Source organism: Pseudomonas peli (assembly GCF_050563605.1).
In the GTDB taxonomy this organism is placed as follows: domain Bacteria; phylum Pseudomonadota; class Gammaproteobacteria; order Pseudomonadales; family Pseudomonadaceae; genus Aquipseudomonas; species Aquipseudomonas peli_A.
Map to the genome: position 1 here is coordinate 127,674 of NZ_JBNXUH010000005.1, position 15,890 is coordinate 143,563.

The window sequence follows — 15,890 nt, forward strand, 5'->3', positions numbered from 1 at the left end:
GGCAGACTGCACGGCTGCATATCAGCCGTGCGGGGATTACTGAGGTTTTTCGAAGGGTTTGTCGAAGCTGATATTCGGGTTCTGCCAGGAGCCCTTGACGTCGTACTGCACACTGGCAAAGCGCGCCACGCGGTCACCCAGCAGCTTATCGGCGATAAACAGCGCCCCACCGATGGCCGGCGCACCGACTATCAACGCGGCCAAAGGCAGGTTATTGGTCACCGGCAAGGTCACCAATAACTTGGCATCAATCCGATCATTGGCCATATCCAGGGTGCCATTGAGTTCCAGATTGCTCGATGGTCCGGTAAGGGTGATCGGCTCGCGGGTAACAAACACGCCGTTATCGGCCACCAACAATCCCTTAACCCGGTCATAGCTCAGGCCTTTGCCGAGCAGATCGGAGAAGTCCAGGCGCAGACGCCGGCCAATCGAGTTGAAGTTCAACAGACCGAATACGCGTAGCGCCGACGCCGGCCCTTCCACCTCGGAGAACTGGCCTTTACGCAGCGAGGCATCCAGCGTACCGCTGAAACGTTTCAAGCCGAACCAGGCCGGCGAGCCGGGCCAGTCACCGTCAACATCCATATGAAAGTCACGGCTGCTGGCGGTGGGAGCAAAGCCCCAGGCGATCAGTACATCAGCCAGATCGGCGCCGCCCATGCGTCCTTTGTAGCTCGTGCGCACACCGCTTGCGGCGTTTAGCCAGGTGGCCCGACCGCTAATTTTCAGGCCTTTGAGGTTGAGATCCAGCTCGTTGAAATGCACACCGGCGCTGACCGGACGCGCCTTGAGCGACCAGCTGCCCAGAGGCTCGATGCCCTGATAAACCTCGGCAATACGCACATCCAAGGCAGGAAAGCTGCTCGGGTCAACGCTTGCCAGTGGATCTGGTGCATCCACCGCAGCCTCTTCTGCAGTCTTCTTCTCTGCCGCCGGGAAGCGCAGGTAGTCGAGCGTCAGGGCAATCGGTACCTCACTGGCATCCGGCAAGCCGACCTGGCCTTTGAGCTGCGGGCTGTCGAGGCTGACCGCCCAGGTTGCGGCATCGCGCTTAACCGCCACTTCCAGTGCATCCAGGCTGATGCCAAAGCCGGTGAAGCGGCCGATACGCAGCTGGGCATCCTTGAACAGCCGCTGCGCATCACCGATTGGCACGCTGGCATAGGGCTGCAACACCTGCTGCCAGGCCGACCAGTCCAGCTCCGCCACCCGCCCGCGCAGACGCAAACCCTGGCTGGTGGGCAGAGTGGCCGTACCGTCAGCCAGGCGAATCTCGCCACGGCCCTGGTTGAACTGACCTGGGCTGGCGGCGAAGGTCAGGCTCAGCAACTCGGCGTAATCCAGCCAGTAACGCTGCTCACGCCCGCCCAGAGTCATGCGCCACTGCGTCGCGCGCTCCTCAGCAGCGGTCTTGCCGAACGGTGCCGGCAGCGCCACCGTCGCGCCTTTGAGGGTAGAACTCACACGCAGCTGACTGTCGACGCCATCCAAGGTCAGATTGAGGCGATAAGGCAGATTGCCGCTAATGGGCAGCGGCTGGGTCACGCCCAGCCAGGCGCTCAGCTCACTGACGGCGATCTGCCCGCTGGCCTCGATGCGGCTACGCGCCTTGCCGCGCGCGCCCTCGGCCAAGGCTTTGCCACGTACCGCATGACCGAGCACCTGGGCACGAATGTCCGGGGCACTGAGGCCACTGGCGGTGTTGTAGCGAAATGCGCCCTGCAATTGGCTGAACTGCAGCGGTGGATTAGGCAGGCTGAGCTGCGCGCCTTCCGTGGCAAAATCCACCACCACTGCCGGGGCCATGCCCTTGCGCAGCGGCAGGTCGAGTTTGAGCTTGCCGGCCAGCGCCCCCGCGCCAGTCCAGCCAGCGAAGGTTTCTGCGGTGCCTATCGGCGTCTGCTGCAGGATATGCAGGGCGTCATCGACATTGCTGCTCAGGTCGCTGGTCAACAACAGACGCGGCGGCTGACCCGGCAATGAAGTGGCGATCAGCGCCTGGGCATTGCTCACCTGGCTATCAAGGATGCGCCCTTCAGCCAGTTCGACGCGCACGCCGCTGTCTTCGATCAACACCTTGCCACGCCCCTCGCGCAGCGACGGCCAACCGGGCTGAAAGGCCAGCTCGGCATCATGCACAGCGAAGAACAGGCTGATGCTGCGCGAGGTATTTTCCGCGCCCTTGTTCAGCGAGCCCTGGTACTGGAAATAGCCTTCATCGACCGCGCCACCGCGGATGGCACTTTTCAGCCAGGCATCCAGATCAGCGCTCATGCCCGGCGCCCGGCTTGGCAGGTATTTCTCGGTAAAGCGCGCATCGCCATTACGCAGGCCGACTCGCAGGTCCATATAGTCTTCTTGCGTCGGGTCGAAGCGCAGACGAATGAGGAAATCACCGGCGGCCGGGCCTTCCTCACCCAGCACCTGCAGATACGGGCTGCGCAGGGTGAACGCCTGCTCATCAATCTGCCAGGTCAGCAGGGCATTGGCCTTCTGGTAATGCCAGGGCTTGGGGAACAGAGTGTCGAGGTGCAGGGAAAAGTTTTCGCTATCGACCCGCAGCTCACCCTGGCCCAGATCACCACTGATACTGCCGCTGACGTTCTCCGCAGCCGGCGAGCCGAGGTACGCGGCAAAGCCGACGCGCTCGAGATTGGCCGAGAACTGCAGACGCTTGCTGTCGGTCAGCTGCGGCCGGTAATCGAGCTGAATATTGCGCAGCGCGCCATGCGGCTTGAGTTGCTCAAGCAGCGCCAGGCCTTTGTCCGGTAACGGCGCAAGCCCCGCCACCAGAGGTTGCAGCGGTGCCAGGTCGAGGCGATCGGCACTCAGCAACCACTGTTCCTCGACCTCTGCGCTTTCCGCCTGCTGGGTCAGCGCCACCCGCACTTCGCCCCAACGCTTGTCGTCACGACTGAAGGCCAGGTCATCCAGCAGTAACTTGAAACCCAGCTCGGTGCGGGTGAAATAGGCATTCAGCGCCAGATTATTCAGCGCCACCGATTCGCGCTTGGCATAGCCGGCCTTGAGCTGCGGCACATGCAGGCGGCTGACCGCCCGCTGCACGCCGCCATTGGCCCAGCTCAGCCAGACCTCGCCACCCAGCTGCAACTGCTCAAGCCGCCATTGCGCCAACAGGCTCGCCGGCACCCAGGCCGCCCAATCGCTCTGCGGCAGACTCAGGTACAGCTCGGCTTCAACCTCTTTCCAGCGCTTGGCGCTCATCCGCGTACGCAACTGCAGAGCCAGCGGTTGGCCATCGGGCAACAGCAGGCGGCCGTCCAGACGCTGGCGCGCGCTGCCGTTGCGCAAAGTGAGGTTCACATAGGTCAGAGTCCGTGCCGGTTGCTCAAAGGCTTGCACGGTCACTTGGCTGTTGAACAGCGATAGGCGCTTGGCCATCTGCGACTGCGTCAGTACCTGAGCCAGATCGAGCGGCGCCGGATCGCTGCGTTGCGGCAGCCCTTTGAGCGTCCAGCGACCGTCTTCAGCCTGCTGCACCACCAGCTGCACGCCATCCAACTCAAGCCGAGCAATACGCAACTGCCGCGCCAACAGGCTGGCCAGCACATCGGGGACCACGCGCACCTGATCCAGCTGCAAGGCCCCAGCGCCCTCACCGAGCGCCACGTCGTGGGCGGTCAGTACCGGTGAAAAACCTTGCCAGAGGCCTTCCAGCGCACCGATCTGCACCGGCATGGCCAATGCTTCACGAGCTTTGTCTTCGGCTTCCAGGCGGTATTCGGCGACCAGCGGCACCAGCTCGCGACCGAGGCTGACATACAGCGCCGCCAACACCAGCGCCAGGGCGCACAGCCCCAGCGCCGTACGCAGCAGCAGGGCAACCCAGCGCGCCAATACCGTCATTCAGTTCACGCCCAGGCGATAAGCGCGCATATCAGAGCAGCACCACATCGTATTGCTCCTGGGAATACATGGTCTCGACCTGGAATTTGATGGTGCGACCGATAAAGGCTTCGAGATCGGCGACATTACCCGACTCTTCATCGAGCAGACGGTCGACGACTTTCTGATTGGCCAGCACGCGATAACCTTCCGGTTGATAGGCCCGTGCCTCACGGAGAATCTCGCGGAAGATTTCGTAGCAGGTGGTTTCTGCAGTCTTCAGCTTGCCGCGCCCCTGACAGCAGCTGCACGGCTCGCACAGCACCTGCTCAAGGCTTTCGCGGGTGCGCTTGCGGGTCATCTGCACCAGGCCCAGCTCGGTGATGCCGATGATATTGGTCTTGGCGTGGTCGCGCTCCAACTGCTTCTCCAGGGTGCGAAGCACCTGGCGCTGATGCTCCTCATCTTCCATATCGATAAAGTCGATGATGATGATCCCGCCGATATTGCGCAGGCGCAGCTGGCGAGCAATCGCGGTGGCGGCTTCCAGGTTGGTCTTGAAGATGGTCTCTTCCAGCGTGCGATGGCCGACGAACGCGCCGGTATTCACATCAATGGTGCTCATCGCCTCGGCCGGATCGATGATCAGGTAACCGCCGGACTTGAGCGGCACCTTGCGCTCCAGCGCCTTCTGGATTTCGTCCTCGACGCCATACAGATCGAAGATCGGCCGCTCACCGGGGTAATGCTCCAGGCGGTCGGCGATTTCCGGCATCAGCTCATCGACGAACTGGGTGATCTTGCCGAAGGTCTCGCGCGAATCGACGCGGATCTTCTCGATCTTCGGGTTGACCAGGTCACGCAAGGTCCGCAGCGCCAGGGACAGATCTTCATAGATCACCAGCGGTGTCGGGCCGACCTTCATCTGCGTGGCAATCTGTTCCCACAGGCGGCGCAGATAACGGATGTCGGCGAGGATTTCATCGGCCCCGGCACCGTCAGCTGCGGTGCGCAGGATAAAACCGCCGGATTCCTCGATACCTTCGGCGGCCACGCAATCGGCGACCACCTGCTTCAAACGCTCGCGCTCGGCTTCGTCCTCGATCTTCAGCGAGATGCCGACGTGGGCCGTGCGCGGCATATACACCAGGTAGCGCGAAGGGATCGACAGCTGAGTGGTCAGGCGCGCGCCCTTGCTGCCAATCGGGTCCTTGGTGACCTGCACCACCAGGCTCTGGCCTTCATGCACCAGGGCGCTGATGCTTTCCACGGCGGGGCCTTCGCGGCTGGAGATTTCCGCGGCATGAATAAACGCAGCACGCTCCAGACCGATATCGATAAAGGCCGCCTGCATGCCCGGCAGCACGCGCACCACCTTGCCCTTGTAGATATTGCCGACGATGCCACGCTTCTGCGTGCGCTCGACGTGCACTTCCTGCAGTACGCCGTTTTCCACCACCGCCACGCGCGATTCCATCGGCGTGATGTTGATCAGGATCTCTTCACTCATGCGCTCATCTCTTCTGAGATAAAGCTGAAAGCCCAGGGACTGCGCCGATAATGGCGGTCACTCACCCGCGACCCGCAACCTCTTGACTGTGATCTGGCAGCGACTGCCAGCACGGAATAGCAAATTCTGCGAGCAACGCGGCAGTTTCACACAGAGGCAAACCCACCACTGCCGAATAACTGCCTTGCAACTGGCTGACAAACACCGCGGCCAGGCCCTGAATACCGTAACACCCGGCTTTGTCCTGCGGCTCGCCGCTAGCCCAGTAGGCCTCGATTTCGGCCTGACTCAACGCGCGGAAGGTTACCTGGCTTGTGACCACCCGCGACTCCAGCCGTTCGCGACTGACCAGCGCCACTGCCGTCAGCACCTGATGGCTGCGTCCGGACAGAGCACTCAAGGTCGCCAACGCATCGTCGCGGTCGGCAGGCTTGCCGAGAATCCGCCCATTGAGCACCACCGCCGTATCGGCGCCGAGCACCACGGCATCCGCAGTATCGCTCAATGCAGCCAGTCCAGCCTGCGCCTTGGCGCGAGCCAGACGCTCTACATAGGCGATTGGCGACTCACCTGGCAATGCATTTTCATCGATGGGGGCGATTTGCGTGAGGAAGGGCACCGCAATTTGCGTCAGCAGTTCACGCCGACGCGGCGATCCGGAGGCGAGATAGAGGGTGGCCATGCTGACTTCTCCCTGTCGGATAAACCCAAGGCCGAGCGGCCTTGCTTAATTGACGCCCAGACGCTGATGCAGCCCGCGTAACAAGGTGCACACCCAGGGCCAGAGCAAGGCACTGACCAAGGCTGGCAAGACAAACGCCAGGGTTGGCGGACGGCTGCCGGTCAAGGCGTTCAGCCACAGCTGCACCAGCTGCGCCAGCCCGAACACAACCAGCAGCACGGTGCTTTGCTGCCACATCGGGAACATGCGCAAACGCTGATGCAGGGTCAGCACCAGGAAGGTAATCAGGGTCAGGATCAGCGCATTCTGGCCGAGCAAGGTGCCATTCAGCATATCAGCCAACAAACCGATGGCCCAGGCCGTGGTCATGCCCACGCGATGCGGCAAGGCCAGCACCCAGTAGGTCAGAAACAGCGCCAGCCACAGCGGCCGACCTAGCTCCATAAATTTCGGCATGCTCGACACACTGAGCAACAGCGCCAGGGCGAACGTCAGCCAGACCACCCAAATATTATTTGCACGTGCGGCCATTATTGCGCTGCCTCCGGCGGATTGGCGGGCGCCACTGGCGCGTCGGCCGCAGGTTGCGCGGGTTGCGCCTGCTGCAGAATTTCACGATCCAGCGCTTCCTGAGCCTGCGCCGACTCGGTGGCGCGCTCTTCCGGGGTACGCGGATCGGTAAACACCAGCAGCATATAGCGGCTGCGGTTCAGCGTAGCTGTAGGCACCGCACGGACAATCGCAAAAGGCTGACCGGAGTCGTGGATCACCTCGGAAACCATGGCTACCGGATAACCGGCCGGGAACCGCTGGCCGAGACCGGAGCTGACCAGCAGATCGCCTTCCTTGATATCCGCCGTATCGGCGACATGGCGCAACTCCAGACGCTCCGGGTTACCGGTGCCACTGGCGATGGCGCGCAGACCATTGCGATTGACCTGCACGGGAATGCTGTGGGTGGTGTCCGTCAGCAGCAGCACACGCGAGGTGTAGGGCATGACCTCGACCACCTGGCCCATCAGGCCGCGGGCATCCAGTACCGGTTGGCCTAGGACCACGCCGTCTTTTTCACCCTTGTCGATCAGGATGCGGTGAGTAAAGGGGTTGGGGTCGATACCGATTAGCTCGGTGGCCAGCACCTCGTCGTCAACCAGCGCGGCCGAGTTGAGCAGCTCGCGCAGACGCACGTTCTGCTCGGTGAGCGCGGCGAGCTTCTGCAGGCGACGCTGCATCATCAGCTGTTCGGCCTTGAGCTTCTCGTTCTCGGCAGTCAGCTCGTTGCGCGTGCTCAGTTCCTGAGTCGCGCTCTCCCACACCCGCACCGGTAGGCGACCGACCCAGTAGACCGGCTCGACAATCAGGCCCAGCTGCGCGCGCAACGGCTGCAGCAGGGTGAAGCGCGCATCGACCACCATCAGCGCAGCCGACAACACGGTGAACACCAGCAGGCGCACACCCAGCGAAGGACCTTTGGCAAATAGCGGTTTGATCGGCAGCTCCTCACAGCGTCAGGCAGCAAAACAAAAGCTGCAAGCGGGTGAAACCCGGCTTGCAGCTCAAGACTTGGAGCGGTCGCGCTTATTCCGAGGACAGCAAGTCCATGGTGTGGCGATCCATCATTTCCAGAGCCTTGCCGCCCCCGCGTGCAACGCAGGTCAGCGGGTCTTCGGCGACGATAACCGGCAGGCCGGTTTCCTGCGACAGCAGTTTGTCCAGATCACGCAGCAGCGCGCCACCACCGGTGAGCACCAGGCCACGTTCGGCAATGTCGGAAGCCAGTTCTGGCGGCGATTGCTCCAGCGCGCTTTTCACCGCCTGGACGATGGTCGCCAGGGATTCCTGCAGCGCTTCGAGCACTTCGTTGGAGTTCAGGGTGAAGCTGCGCGGTACGCCTTCGGCCAGGTTGCGGCCACGTACGTCAACTTCACGCAGTTCGCCACCAGCGTATGCGGTGCCGATTTCCTGCTTGATCCGCTCAGCGGTGGATTCACCGATCAGTGAACCGTAGTTGCGGCGCACGTAGGTGATGATCGCTTCGTCGAAACGGTCGCCGCCAACGCGCACGGATTCGGCGTAAACCACACCGTTCAAGGAGATCAGGGCGATTTCAGTGGTACCACCACCGATATCGACAACCATCGAACCGCGGGCTTCTTCTACCGGCAAGCCGGCACCGATGGCAGCAGCCATTGGCTCTTCGATCAGGAACACTTCGCGAGCACCGGCACCGAGGGCCGATTCACGGATGGCGCGGCGCTCCACCTGGGTGGATTTGCACGGCACGCAGATCAGCACGCGCGGCGACGGCTGCAGGAAGCTGTTTTCGTGAACTTTGTTGATGAAGTACTGCAGCATCTTCTCGCAGACGCTGAAGTCGGCGATCACGCCGTCTTTCATCGGACGGATGGCAGCAATGTTGCCAGGCGTACGGCCGAGCATGCGTTTGGCTTCGGTTCCGACCGCCACCACGCTCTTCTGGTTACCGTGGGTACGGATAGCAACGACCGACGGCTCGTTCAGGACGATGCCGCGCTCGCGAACATAAATCAGGGTATTGGCAGTGCCCAGGTCAATCGACAGATCGCTGGAAAACATGCCACGCAGTTTTTTGAACATGGGATAGGGACCCTAGGCAACGCGTGGGTAAAGGCGAAGCGCGGTAAAGGCGCTGCTAAAAAGTGCGGCAAACTCTAACAACGGCAGGGATTTTGAGCAAGGCACCAATATGTTAGATTGCCGGTTTTTCCGGGCTTTAAGGCCCATCATCGCGGCCTTTGACCGCCACCTGTCACTATCTGTTCCCTGCGCACCCGTGCATGGCGACTCGTTCACATTTCCAAAGGCGGCCAGCAAATGCGCTGCTTTATATAGGGAGAAACCTGATGGCGCTTGAACGCTCCGACGTGGAGAAAATCGCTCATCTGGCTCGACTGGGCCTGAATGAAGCCGATATCCCGGGTACCACCGAGACCCTTAACAACATTCTCGGCCTGATTGACCAGATGCAGGCGGTCAATACCGACGGTATCGAACCGCTGGCTCACCCGCTGGAAGCCACTCAGCGCCTGCGCGCCGACCAGGTCACCGAACGCAACCAGCGCGAAGCCTATCAGGCCATCGCCCCGGCCGTGGAAAACGGCCTGTATCTGGTTCCGAAAGTCATCGAGTAAGGGAAAAAGCCTAGCCATGCATCAATTTACCCTGGCCGAGATCGCCCGCGGACTCGCCGACAAGCAGTTTTCCGCCGAAGAACTGACCCGCAGCCTGTTGGCGCGCATCGCCCAACTCGACCCGCAGCTCAACAGTTTTATCACCGTCACCGAAGACCTGGCCCTGAACCAGGCCAAAGCGGCCGACGCGCGCCGCGCGGCTGGTGAGAGCGGCGCCCTGCTCGGCGCACCGATCGGTCACAAGGACCTGTTCTGCACCGAGAACGTACTGACCAGCTGCGGCTCGAAAATCCTTACCGGTTTCAAAGCCCCGTATAACGCTACCGTGGTCGAAAAGCTCGCCAGCGCCGGTGCCGTGACCCTGGGCAAGCTGAACATGGACGAATTCGCCATGGGCTCGGCCAACGAATCCAGCCACTACGGCGCGGTAAAAAACCCCTGGGATCTGACCCGCGTACCCGGCGGTTCTTCGGGTGGCTCGGCCGCCGCTGTGGCCGCACGCCTACTGCCTGCCGCGACCGGCACCGACACCGGAGGCTCAATCCGCCAGCCAGCGGCGCTGACCAACCTCACCGGGATCAAGCCGACCTACGGCCGCGTCTCGCGCTGGGGCATGATCGCCTATGCCTCCAGCCTCGATCAGGGCGGCCCATTGGCCCGCACTGCAGAAGACTGTGCACTGATGCTGCAAGCCATGGCCGGTTTCGATACCAAGGACAGCACCAGCGTCGATCAACCGGTCGACGACTACCTGGCCGCCCTCAACCAGCCGTTGAATGGCCTGCGCATCGGCCTGCCGAAGGAATACTTCGGCGCCGGCCTGGACGCACGCATCGGTGAGAAGGTGATGGCTGTGGTGGAAGAGCTGAAAAAGCTTGGCGCAACCGTCAAGGAAATCAGCCTGCCCAATATGCAGCACGCGATTCCCGCCTACTATGTGATCGCCCCGGCAGAAGCCAGCTCCAACCTGTCGCGCTTTGACGGCGTGCGCTTCGGCTATCGCTGCGAAAACCCGGTGAATCTGGAGGACCTGTACAAGCGCTCGCGCGGCGAAGGCTTCGGTGCGGAAGTGAAGCGCCGCATTATGGTCGGCACCTACGCGCTGTCCGCCGGTTACTACGACGCTTACTACCTCAAGGCGCAGAAGATCCGCCGGCTGATCAAGAATGATTTTGTCGCCGCCTTCAATGACGTCGACGTGATCCTCGGCCCAACCACGCCGAACCTGGCCTGGAAGCTCGGCGAGAAGAACAACGATCCGGTCGCCGCCTACCTGGAAGACATCTACACCATCACCGCCAACCTCGCCGGCATCCCCGGCCTGTCGATGCCTGCTGGCTTCGTCGATGGTTTGCCGGTCGGTGTGCAACTGCTCGCCCCTTACTTCCAGGAAGGCCGCCTGCTCAACGTCGCCCATCAGTACCAACAGGTCACTGACTGGCACACACAAGCTCCGGCTGGATTCTGAGGACGACTGATATGCAATGGGAAACCGTAATCGGGCTGGAGATTCACGCCCAGCTCAGCACCCAATCGAAGATTTTCTCCGCCAGCGCCATCGCCTTCGGTGCCGAGCCCAACACCCAGGCCAGCCTGGTTGATCTGGGCATGCCCGGCACATTGCCGGTGCTGAATGCCGAAGCCGTGCGCATGGCCTGCAAGTTCGGCCTGGCCATCGATGCCGAAATCGCCGGCAAGAACATCTTCGCCCGCAAGAACTACTTCTACCCGGACCTGCCCAAGGGCTACCAGACCAGCCAGATGGATGACCCCATCGTCGGCAAGGGCTTCCTCGACATCACCCTGGAAGACGGCACGCAGAAGCGCATCGGCATCACCCGTGCGCACCTGGAAGAAGACGCCGGCAAAAGCCTGCACGAAGACTTCCACGGTATGAGCGGCATCGACCTCAACCGCGCCGGTACGCCGCTACTGGAGATCGTTTCCGAGCCGGACATCCGCTCGGCGAAAGAAGCCGTGGCCTACGTCAAAGCCATCCACGCCCTGGTGCGCTACCTGGGCATCTGCGATGGCAACATGGCCGAAGGCTCGCTGCGCTGCGACTGCAACGTCTCGGTGCGCCCGGTCGGCCAGGCCGAGTTCGGCACCCGCGCCGAGATCAAGAACGTCAACTCGTTCCGCTTTATCGAAAAAGCCATCAACCACGAAGTACAGCGGCAGATCGAGCTGATCGAAGACGGCGGCAAGGTGGTGCAGGAAACCCGCCTATACGACCCGAACAAGGACCAGACGCGCTCCATGCGCAGCAAGGAAGAAGCCAACGACTACCGTTACTTCCCCTGCCCTGACTTGCTGCCGGTGGTGATCGAGCAAAGCTTCCTCGATGAAATCCGCGCCAGCCTGCCAGAGTTGCCAGTCGAGAAACGCGCGCGTTTCGAGCGTGAGTTCGGCCTGTCCACCTATGACGCAGACGTGCTGGCCGCCAGCCGCGAGATGGCCAACTACTTCGAGGCGGTCAATGCCGTGTGTGGTGACGCCAAGCTGGCCGCCAACTGGGTGATGGGTGAACTGTCCAGCCTGCTCAACAAAGACAATCTGGAGATTGAGCAGTCGCCGGTTAGCGCCGAGCAGCTGGGCGGGATGATCCTGCGCATCAAGGACAACACCATCAGCGGCAAGATCGCCAAGATGGTCTTCGAAGCCTTGGCCGCCGGTGAAGGCGCAAGCGCCGATGAAGTGATCGAGAACAAGGGCCTCAAGCAGGTCACCGACTCCGGCGCCATCGAAGCGATGCTCGACGAAGTGCTGGCGGCTAACGCCGAGCAGGTCGAACAATACCGCGCCGCTGATGAAGCCAAGCGCGGCAAGATGTTCGGTTTCTTTGTCGGTCAGGCCATGAAGGCCTCGAAAGGCAAAGCCAACCCCGGCCAAGTGAACGAACTGCTGAAGAAAAAGCTCGAAGGCTGAGCATCGCCGTAACACACAACGCCGGGCCAGCCCGGCGTTGTTTTGTCCGCCGCAACCCACCAAGGAGCCGCCATGCGCCTTCTATTAACCGCCATAACCAGCCTGTTGCTCAGCGCCTGCGCCAGCCAGGGCCAGGTCGACCCGCAGGGTTACCGCGCCGAGGGCCAGGCGTCCTACTACGGCGCGCGCCACCACGGCAACAAGACCGCCAGTGGCGAACGCTTCGATCAGAACGCCCTGACCGCCGCGCACCGCAGCCTGCCGTTTGGCAGCCGGGTACAAGTGACCAACCTGCGCAACGACAAGCGCGTTGTGGTGCGCATCAACGACCGCGGCCCCTACGCCAAGAAGCGCATCATCGACCTCTCGCAAAAGGCCGCCGAACAGCTGGATATGCTGCGCGACGGCGTAGTGCCGGTGCGCGTAGAACAACTGGCCGACTGAACACAGCTGTTTACAAAGAAGCCGTAGATAGCCCCGCTCAGCCTCTGGCGCCACGCAAGCCGATGATTAAACTAGCGCCACTTTTATGGAGCCCCTTGCAATGACCCTGATGACCTTTGTTTATCTGATCGCCGGCCTGGTGCTGCTGGTTGCCGGCGCCGAGGTACTGGTACGCGGAGCCGCCAAACTGGCCGCGCAATTCGGCATTCCACCGCTGATCATCGGCCTGACCGTGGTGGCATTCGGCACCAGCGCGCCGGAAACCGCCGTCAGCGTACAAGCGGCCTTGAATGGCAGCGGCGACCTGGCCATCGGCAACGTAATCGGCAGCAATATCGCCAACGTGCTGCTGATTCTCGGTCTGACCGCTGTGGTTGCACCGCTGATCGTCTCGCGCCAGCTGATCCGCCTGGATGTGCCGATCATGATCGGCGCCAGCCTGGTGGTTTACGCCCTGGCCTGGGATGGCAGCCTTAGCCGCCTCGACGGCGCGCTGCTGTTTGCCGGCGTACTTGCCTACACCGGCTTCCTGATTATCAGCTCGCGTCGCGACAAGACCGCCAGCGAGGACGACGAATTCACCAAGGAATTCGGCCTTAATGAGCCGGTTAAACCCTACGCCTGGGCGATCAATCTGGGGCTGATCATTGCCGGCCTGGTGCTGCTGGTCAGCGGCTCCAACTTCCTGGTTGAGAGCGCCGTCACCATGGCCCGCGCCTTGGGCATCTCGGAACTGGTGATCGGCCTGACCGTGGTCGCCATCGGCACCTCGCTGCCGGAACTGGCCACATCGATCATGGCCGCCATCAAGGGCGAGCGCGATATCGCCGTGGGCAACATCGTCGGCAGCAATATCTTCAACCTGCTCTGCGTGCTCGGCCTGGCCTCGATGGTCTCGCCGCAAGCCATCAGCGTGGCCGCCAATGCCCTGGCCTTCGACTTCCCGGTGATGATCGCCGTGGCCGTGGCCTGCCTGCCGATCTTCTTCGCTGGTTATCGCATCAACCGCTGGGAAGGCCTGCTGTTCCTCGCCTACTACGTGGCCTATACGGTCTACCTGGTGCTGTCATCGACCGGCCGACCGTTCGCCGAAGTCTTCGGTGACGCCATGCTCGGCTACGCCCTGCCGCTGACTGCCGTGACCCTGGTGATCATTGCCGGTCGCGCCTGGCACAAGCAGCGTGGCGAGGAGGTTTAGCCATGAGCGATAGCCACGAGCAGGGCCTGAAAGTCCGCCGCGAAGTGATGGGCGATGCTTTCGTCGACCGCGCCCTGGGTAACGCCACTGACTTTACCCAGCCGCTGCAGGACTTCGTTAACCAGCACGCCTGGGGCGGCGTGTGGACCCGCGAAGGGCTGGATCGCAAGACCCGCAGCCTGATCACCCTGTCGGCGCTTACTGCGCTGAAATGCCCGCAGGAGCTTAAGGGCCACGTACGCGGCGCACTGAACAATGGCTGCAGCGTAGAAGAAATCCGCGAAACCCTGCTGCACTGCGCGGTGTACGCCGGCGTGCCGGCGGCCATCGATGCTTTTCGCGCGGCACAGGAAGTGATCGACGACGTCCAGCCAGCCTGAGCGCAACACAACAAAAAGCCGGGCATTGCCCGGCTTTTTTATGCCCGCGCGGCGGCTAGATCCAACCCGCCCACTGCAGCACGAACAGCCCGAGGTTAGTGGTCACCACCGTGGCCAGGGTGGTCAACACGATGATCGCCGCCGCCAACTGATGATTACCGCCCACCGCCTTGGCCATGACGAAACTGGCCGCCGCCGTGGGACTGGCAAAGTAGAGAAAGAGAATCGCCAGATCGGCATCGCGAAAACCCCACAGCCAGGCGCCCAGGGTTGCCAGCAACGGCAGCCAGAGTACCTTCATCAGACTTGAGCTGATCGCCATGCCACTGCTCTCGCGCAGCGACTCCAAGGTCAGGGTGCCACCAATGCAGATCAGTGCCAGCGGCAGACTCATCTGTGCAAAATACTCCCCGGAGGTCAGCAACCAGGCCGGCAGCGGAATCTGCCAGGCGGCAAAGGGAATGGCCGCCAGCACGCCGATGATCAGCGGATTGCTGAGGATGTTCTTGGTCAGACTCCAGACATCGGTCTTGGCCTCTGGGCTGTAGATCGCCAGAACAATCGCCGACAGGGTGTTGTAGCTGAGGATAACCACACCACCGAGCACCGCACCGACCGACAGGCCGTAATCACCGTACATGCTGGTGGCCAGCGCCAGGCCGATAATGCCGTTGTTGCCGCGAAAAGCACCCTGGGTGTAGATGCCGCGATCCGCCTCCGGGCAACGCAAGATCGCCCAGCCCCAAGCCAGCAGAAAGCAGCCCAGAGTCGCCAGCACAAAATACACCAGCAAGGCTGGCTGCAAGGCGGTGCGCAGATCCGCCTGGACGATGCCGAGAAACAGCAGGGTGGGCAGCGTGCCGCGAAACACCAGCGCCGATGCGGTGTTGATAAAGGCCGCATCAATTAGCCCCAAGCGCTTGAGCGCCACGCCGAGAAACAGCATGGAGAACACCGGAGCGGTAACGCTGATGGTTTGCTGAACGACGGCGAGCATGACAGCCCCTGACCACTTAGATAGGGGGCTAATGATAGCAAGGCTGCCTGGCGGAAAGCTTTCAGCAGCCTTTCATGCGGGAAAAAACGCCGGGAGCGTTTTTTAACGTCGCACAGCGACGGCCCGCAGGGTGGCCGCCACGGATGGCAGGCCATAAAAATAACCGTTAGCGGCGTACCGGGCGCTTCTGCAATTTGCGCTGCAAGGTGCGCCGATGCATGCCCAAGGCGCGGGCCGTGGCGGAGATATTGCCTTCATGCTCGCTGAGCACGCGCTGGATGTGCTCCCACTGCAGGCGGTCCACCGACATCGGGTTTTCCGGCACCAGGGTATCCAGGTCGGCATGTTGGGTTAGCAGCGCCGCCAGCACATCATCGGCATCGGCCGGCTTGCACAGGTAGTTGCAGGCACCACGCTTGATCGCCTCCACCGCCGTGGCAATGCTCGAATAGCCGGTGAGAATCACCACCCGCATCTCGGCGTCCAGCTCCAGCAACTTGGGCAGCAACACCAGGCCGGAATCGCCTTCCATCTTCAGGTCGACCACGGCGTAGTCCGGCAGATCCTGCTCAGCCAGGGCCAAGCCCTCTTCGGCCGAGCCAGCGGTGGAAACCCGCAGGCCACGACGGCTCATAGCTCGGGCCATCACGCGGGTGAAGGTCGGATCGTCATCGACCAGCAGCAGGTGTGGTTGTTCTTCGCCTTCGAACAGCACTTCATCGCTCATTCGGG

At 62.1% G+C, this 15,890-nt stretch carries 14 protein-coding genes; 6 read left to right on the forward strand and 8 right to left on the reverse strand.

Annotated features, from left to right (window positions below; genetic code table 11):
- Positions 1-36: 36 nt before the first annotated feature.
- The 6 genes from ACQ4LH_RS07665 to mreB form a co-directional block, all read right to left on the reverse strand.
- Positions 37-3,870, reverse strand: coding sequence for a YhdP family protein (locus ACQ4LH_RS07665; protein ID WP_430696658.1), 3,834 nt, complete (start codon positions 3,868-3,870; stop codon positions 37-39).
- A 31-nt stretch (positions 3,871-3,901) separates the two neighbouring features.
- Complete coding sequence (gene rng / locus ACQ4LH_RS07670) at positions 3,902-5,359, reverse strand: ribonuclease G (RefSeq protein WP_430696659.1); 1,458 nt, start codon at positions 5,357-5,359, stop codon at positions 3,902-3,904.
- A gap of 61 nt (positions 5,360-5,420) precedes the next feature.
- Positions 5,421-6,041, reverse strand: a complete 621-nt coding sequence (locus tag ACQ4LH_RS07675; RefSeq protein WP_430696660.1) for a Maf family protein — start codon at positions 6,039-6,041, stop codon at positions 5,421-5,423.
- Between the two features lie 45 nt (positions 6,042-6,086).
- A complete protein-coding gene (mreD, locus tag ACQ4LH_RS07680; RefSeq protein WP_430696661.1) occupies positions 6,087-6,572 on the reverse strand; it encodes a rod shape-determining protein MreD in 486 nt (161 codons plus the stop codon).
- Positions 6,572-7,495 carry a rod shape-determining protein MreC gene (mreC, locus tag ACQ4LH_RS07685; RefSeq protein WP_430696662.1) on the reverse strand — a complete coding sequence of 308 codons (924 nt, stop codon included), beginning with the start codon at positions 7,493-7,495 and terminating at the stop codon, positions 6,572-6,574. Before mreC ends, mreD begins: the two co-directional genes overlap by 1 nt.
- A 124-nt stretch (positions 7,496-7,619) precedes the next feature.
- Positions 7,620-8,657 (reverse strand): rod shape-determining protein MreB, encoded by a 1,038-nt coding sequence (gene mreB, locus ACQ4LH_RS07690; protein WP_090255536.1) that lies wholly within the window; start codon positions 8,655-8,657, stop codon positions 7,620-7,622.
- Between the two features lie 266 nt (positions 8,658-8,923).
- Here mreB and gatC point away from each other — a divergent pair, with 266 nt between their 5' ends.
- From gatC to ACQ4LH_RS07720, 6 genes are all read left to right on the forward strand, one after another.
- Positions 8,924-9,211 (forward strand): Asp-tRNA(Asn)/Glu-tRNA(Gln) amidotransferase subunit GatC, encoded by a 288-nt coding sequence (gene gatC / locus ACQ4LH_RS07695; RefSeq protein WP_160089142.1) that lies wholly within the window; start codon positions 8,924-8,926, stop codon positions 9,209-9,211.
- Between the two features lie 16 nt (positions 9,212-9,227).
- The gene (gene gatA / locus ACQ4LH_RS07700) at positions 9,228-10,679 is read left to right on the forward strand and encodes an Asp-tRNA(Asn)/Glu-tRNA(Gln) amidotransferase subunit GatA (RefSeq protein WP_430696663.1); all 1,452 of its coding nucleotides are present in this window, start codon (positions 9,228-9,230) and stop codon (positions 10,677-10,679) included.
- Between the two features lie 11 nt (positions 10,680-10,690).
- Positions 10,691-12,139 carry an Asp-tRNA(Asn)/Glu-tRNA(Gln) amidotransferase subunit GatB gene (gene gatB / locus ACQ4LH_RS07705; RefSeq protein WP_430696664.1) on the forward strand — a complete coding sequence of 483 codons (1,449 nt, stop codon included), beginning with the start codon at positions 10,691-10,693 and terminating at the stop codon, positions 12,137-12,139.
- A 72-nt stretch (positions 12,140-12,211) separates the two neighbouring features.
- Entirely contained in the window at positions 12,212-12,583 is a 372-nt protein-coding gene (locus tag ACQ4LH_RS07710; protein ID WP_430696665.1) for a septal ring lytic transglycosylase RlpA family protein, read from the forward strand.
- 100 nt (positions 12,584-12,683) lie between these two features.
- Entirely contained in the window at positions 12,684-13,781 is a 1,098-nt protein-coding gene (locus ACQ4LH_RS07715) for a calcium/sodium antiporter (protein ID WP_430696667.1), read from the forward strand.
- A 2-nt stretch (positions 13,782-13,783) separates the two neighbouring features.
- A complete protein-coding gene (locus tag ACQ4LH_RS07720) occupies positions 13,784-14,161 on the forward strand; it encodes a carboxymuconolactone decarboxylase family protein (RefSeq protein WP_430696668.1) in 378 nt (125 codons plus the stop codon).
- 55 nt (positions 14,162-14,216) lie between these two features.
- Here the strand turns inward: ACQ4LH_RS07720 and ACQ4LH_RS07725 are convergent, their stop codons facing one another.
- Together ACQ4LH_RS07725 and ACQ4LH_RS07730 are read right to left on the reverse strand one after the other, a co-directional pair.
- The gene (locus ACQ4LH_RS07725) at positions 14,217-15,158 is read right to left on the reverse strand and encodes an AEC family transporter (RefSeq protein WP_430696669.1); all 942 of its coding nucleotides are present in this window, start codon (positions 15,156-15,158) and stop codon (positions 14,217-14,219) included.
- Between the two features lie 166 nt (positions 15,159-15,324).
- Positions 15,325-15,885, reverse strand: a complete 561-nt coding sequence (locus ACQ4LH_RS07730) for a response regulator transcription factor (RefSeq protein ID WP_090243369.1) — start codon at positions 15,883-15,885, stop codon at positions 15,325-15,327.
- Positions 15,886-15,890 lie beyond the last annotated feature (5 nt).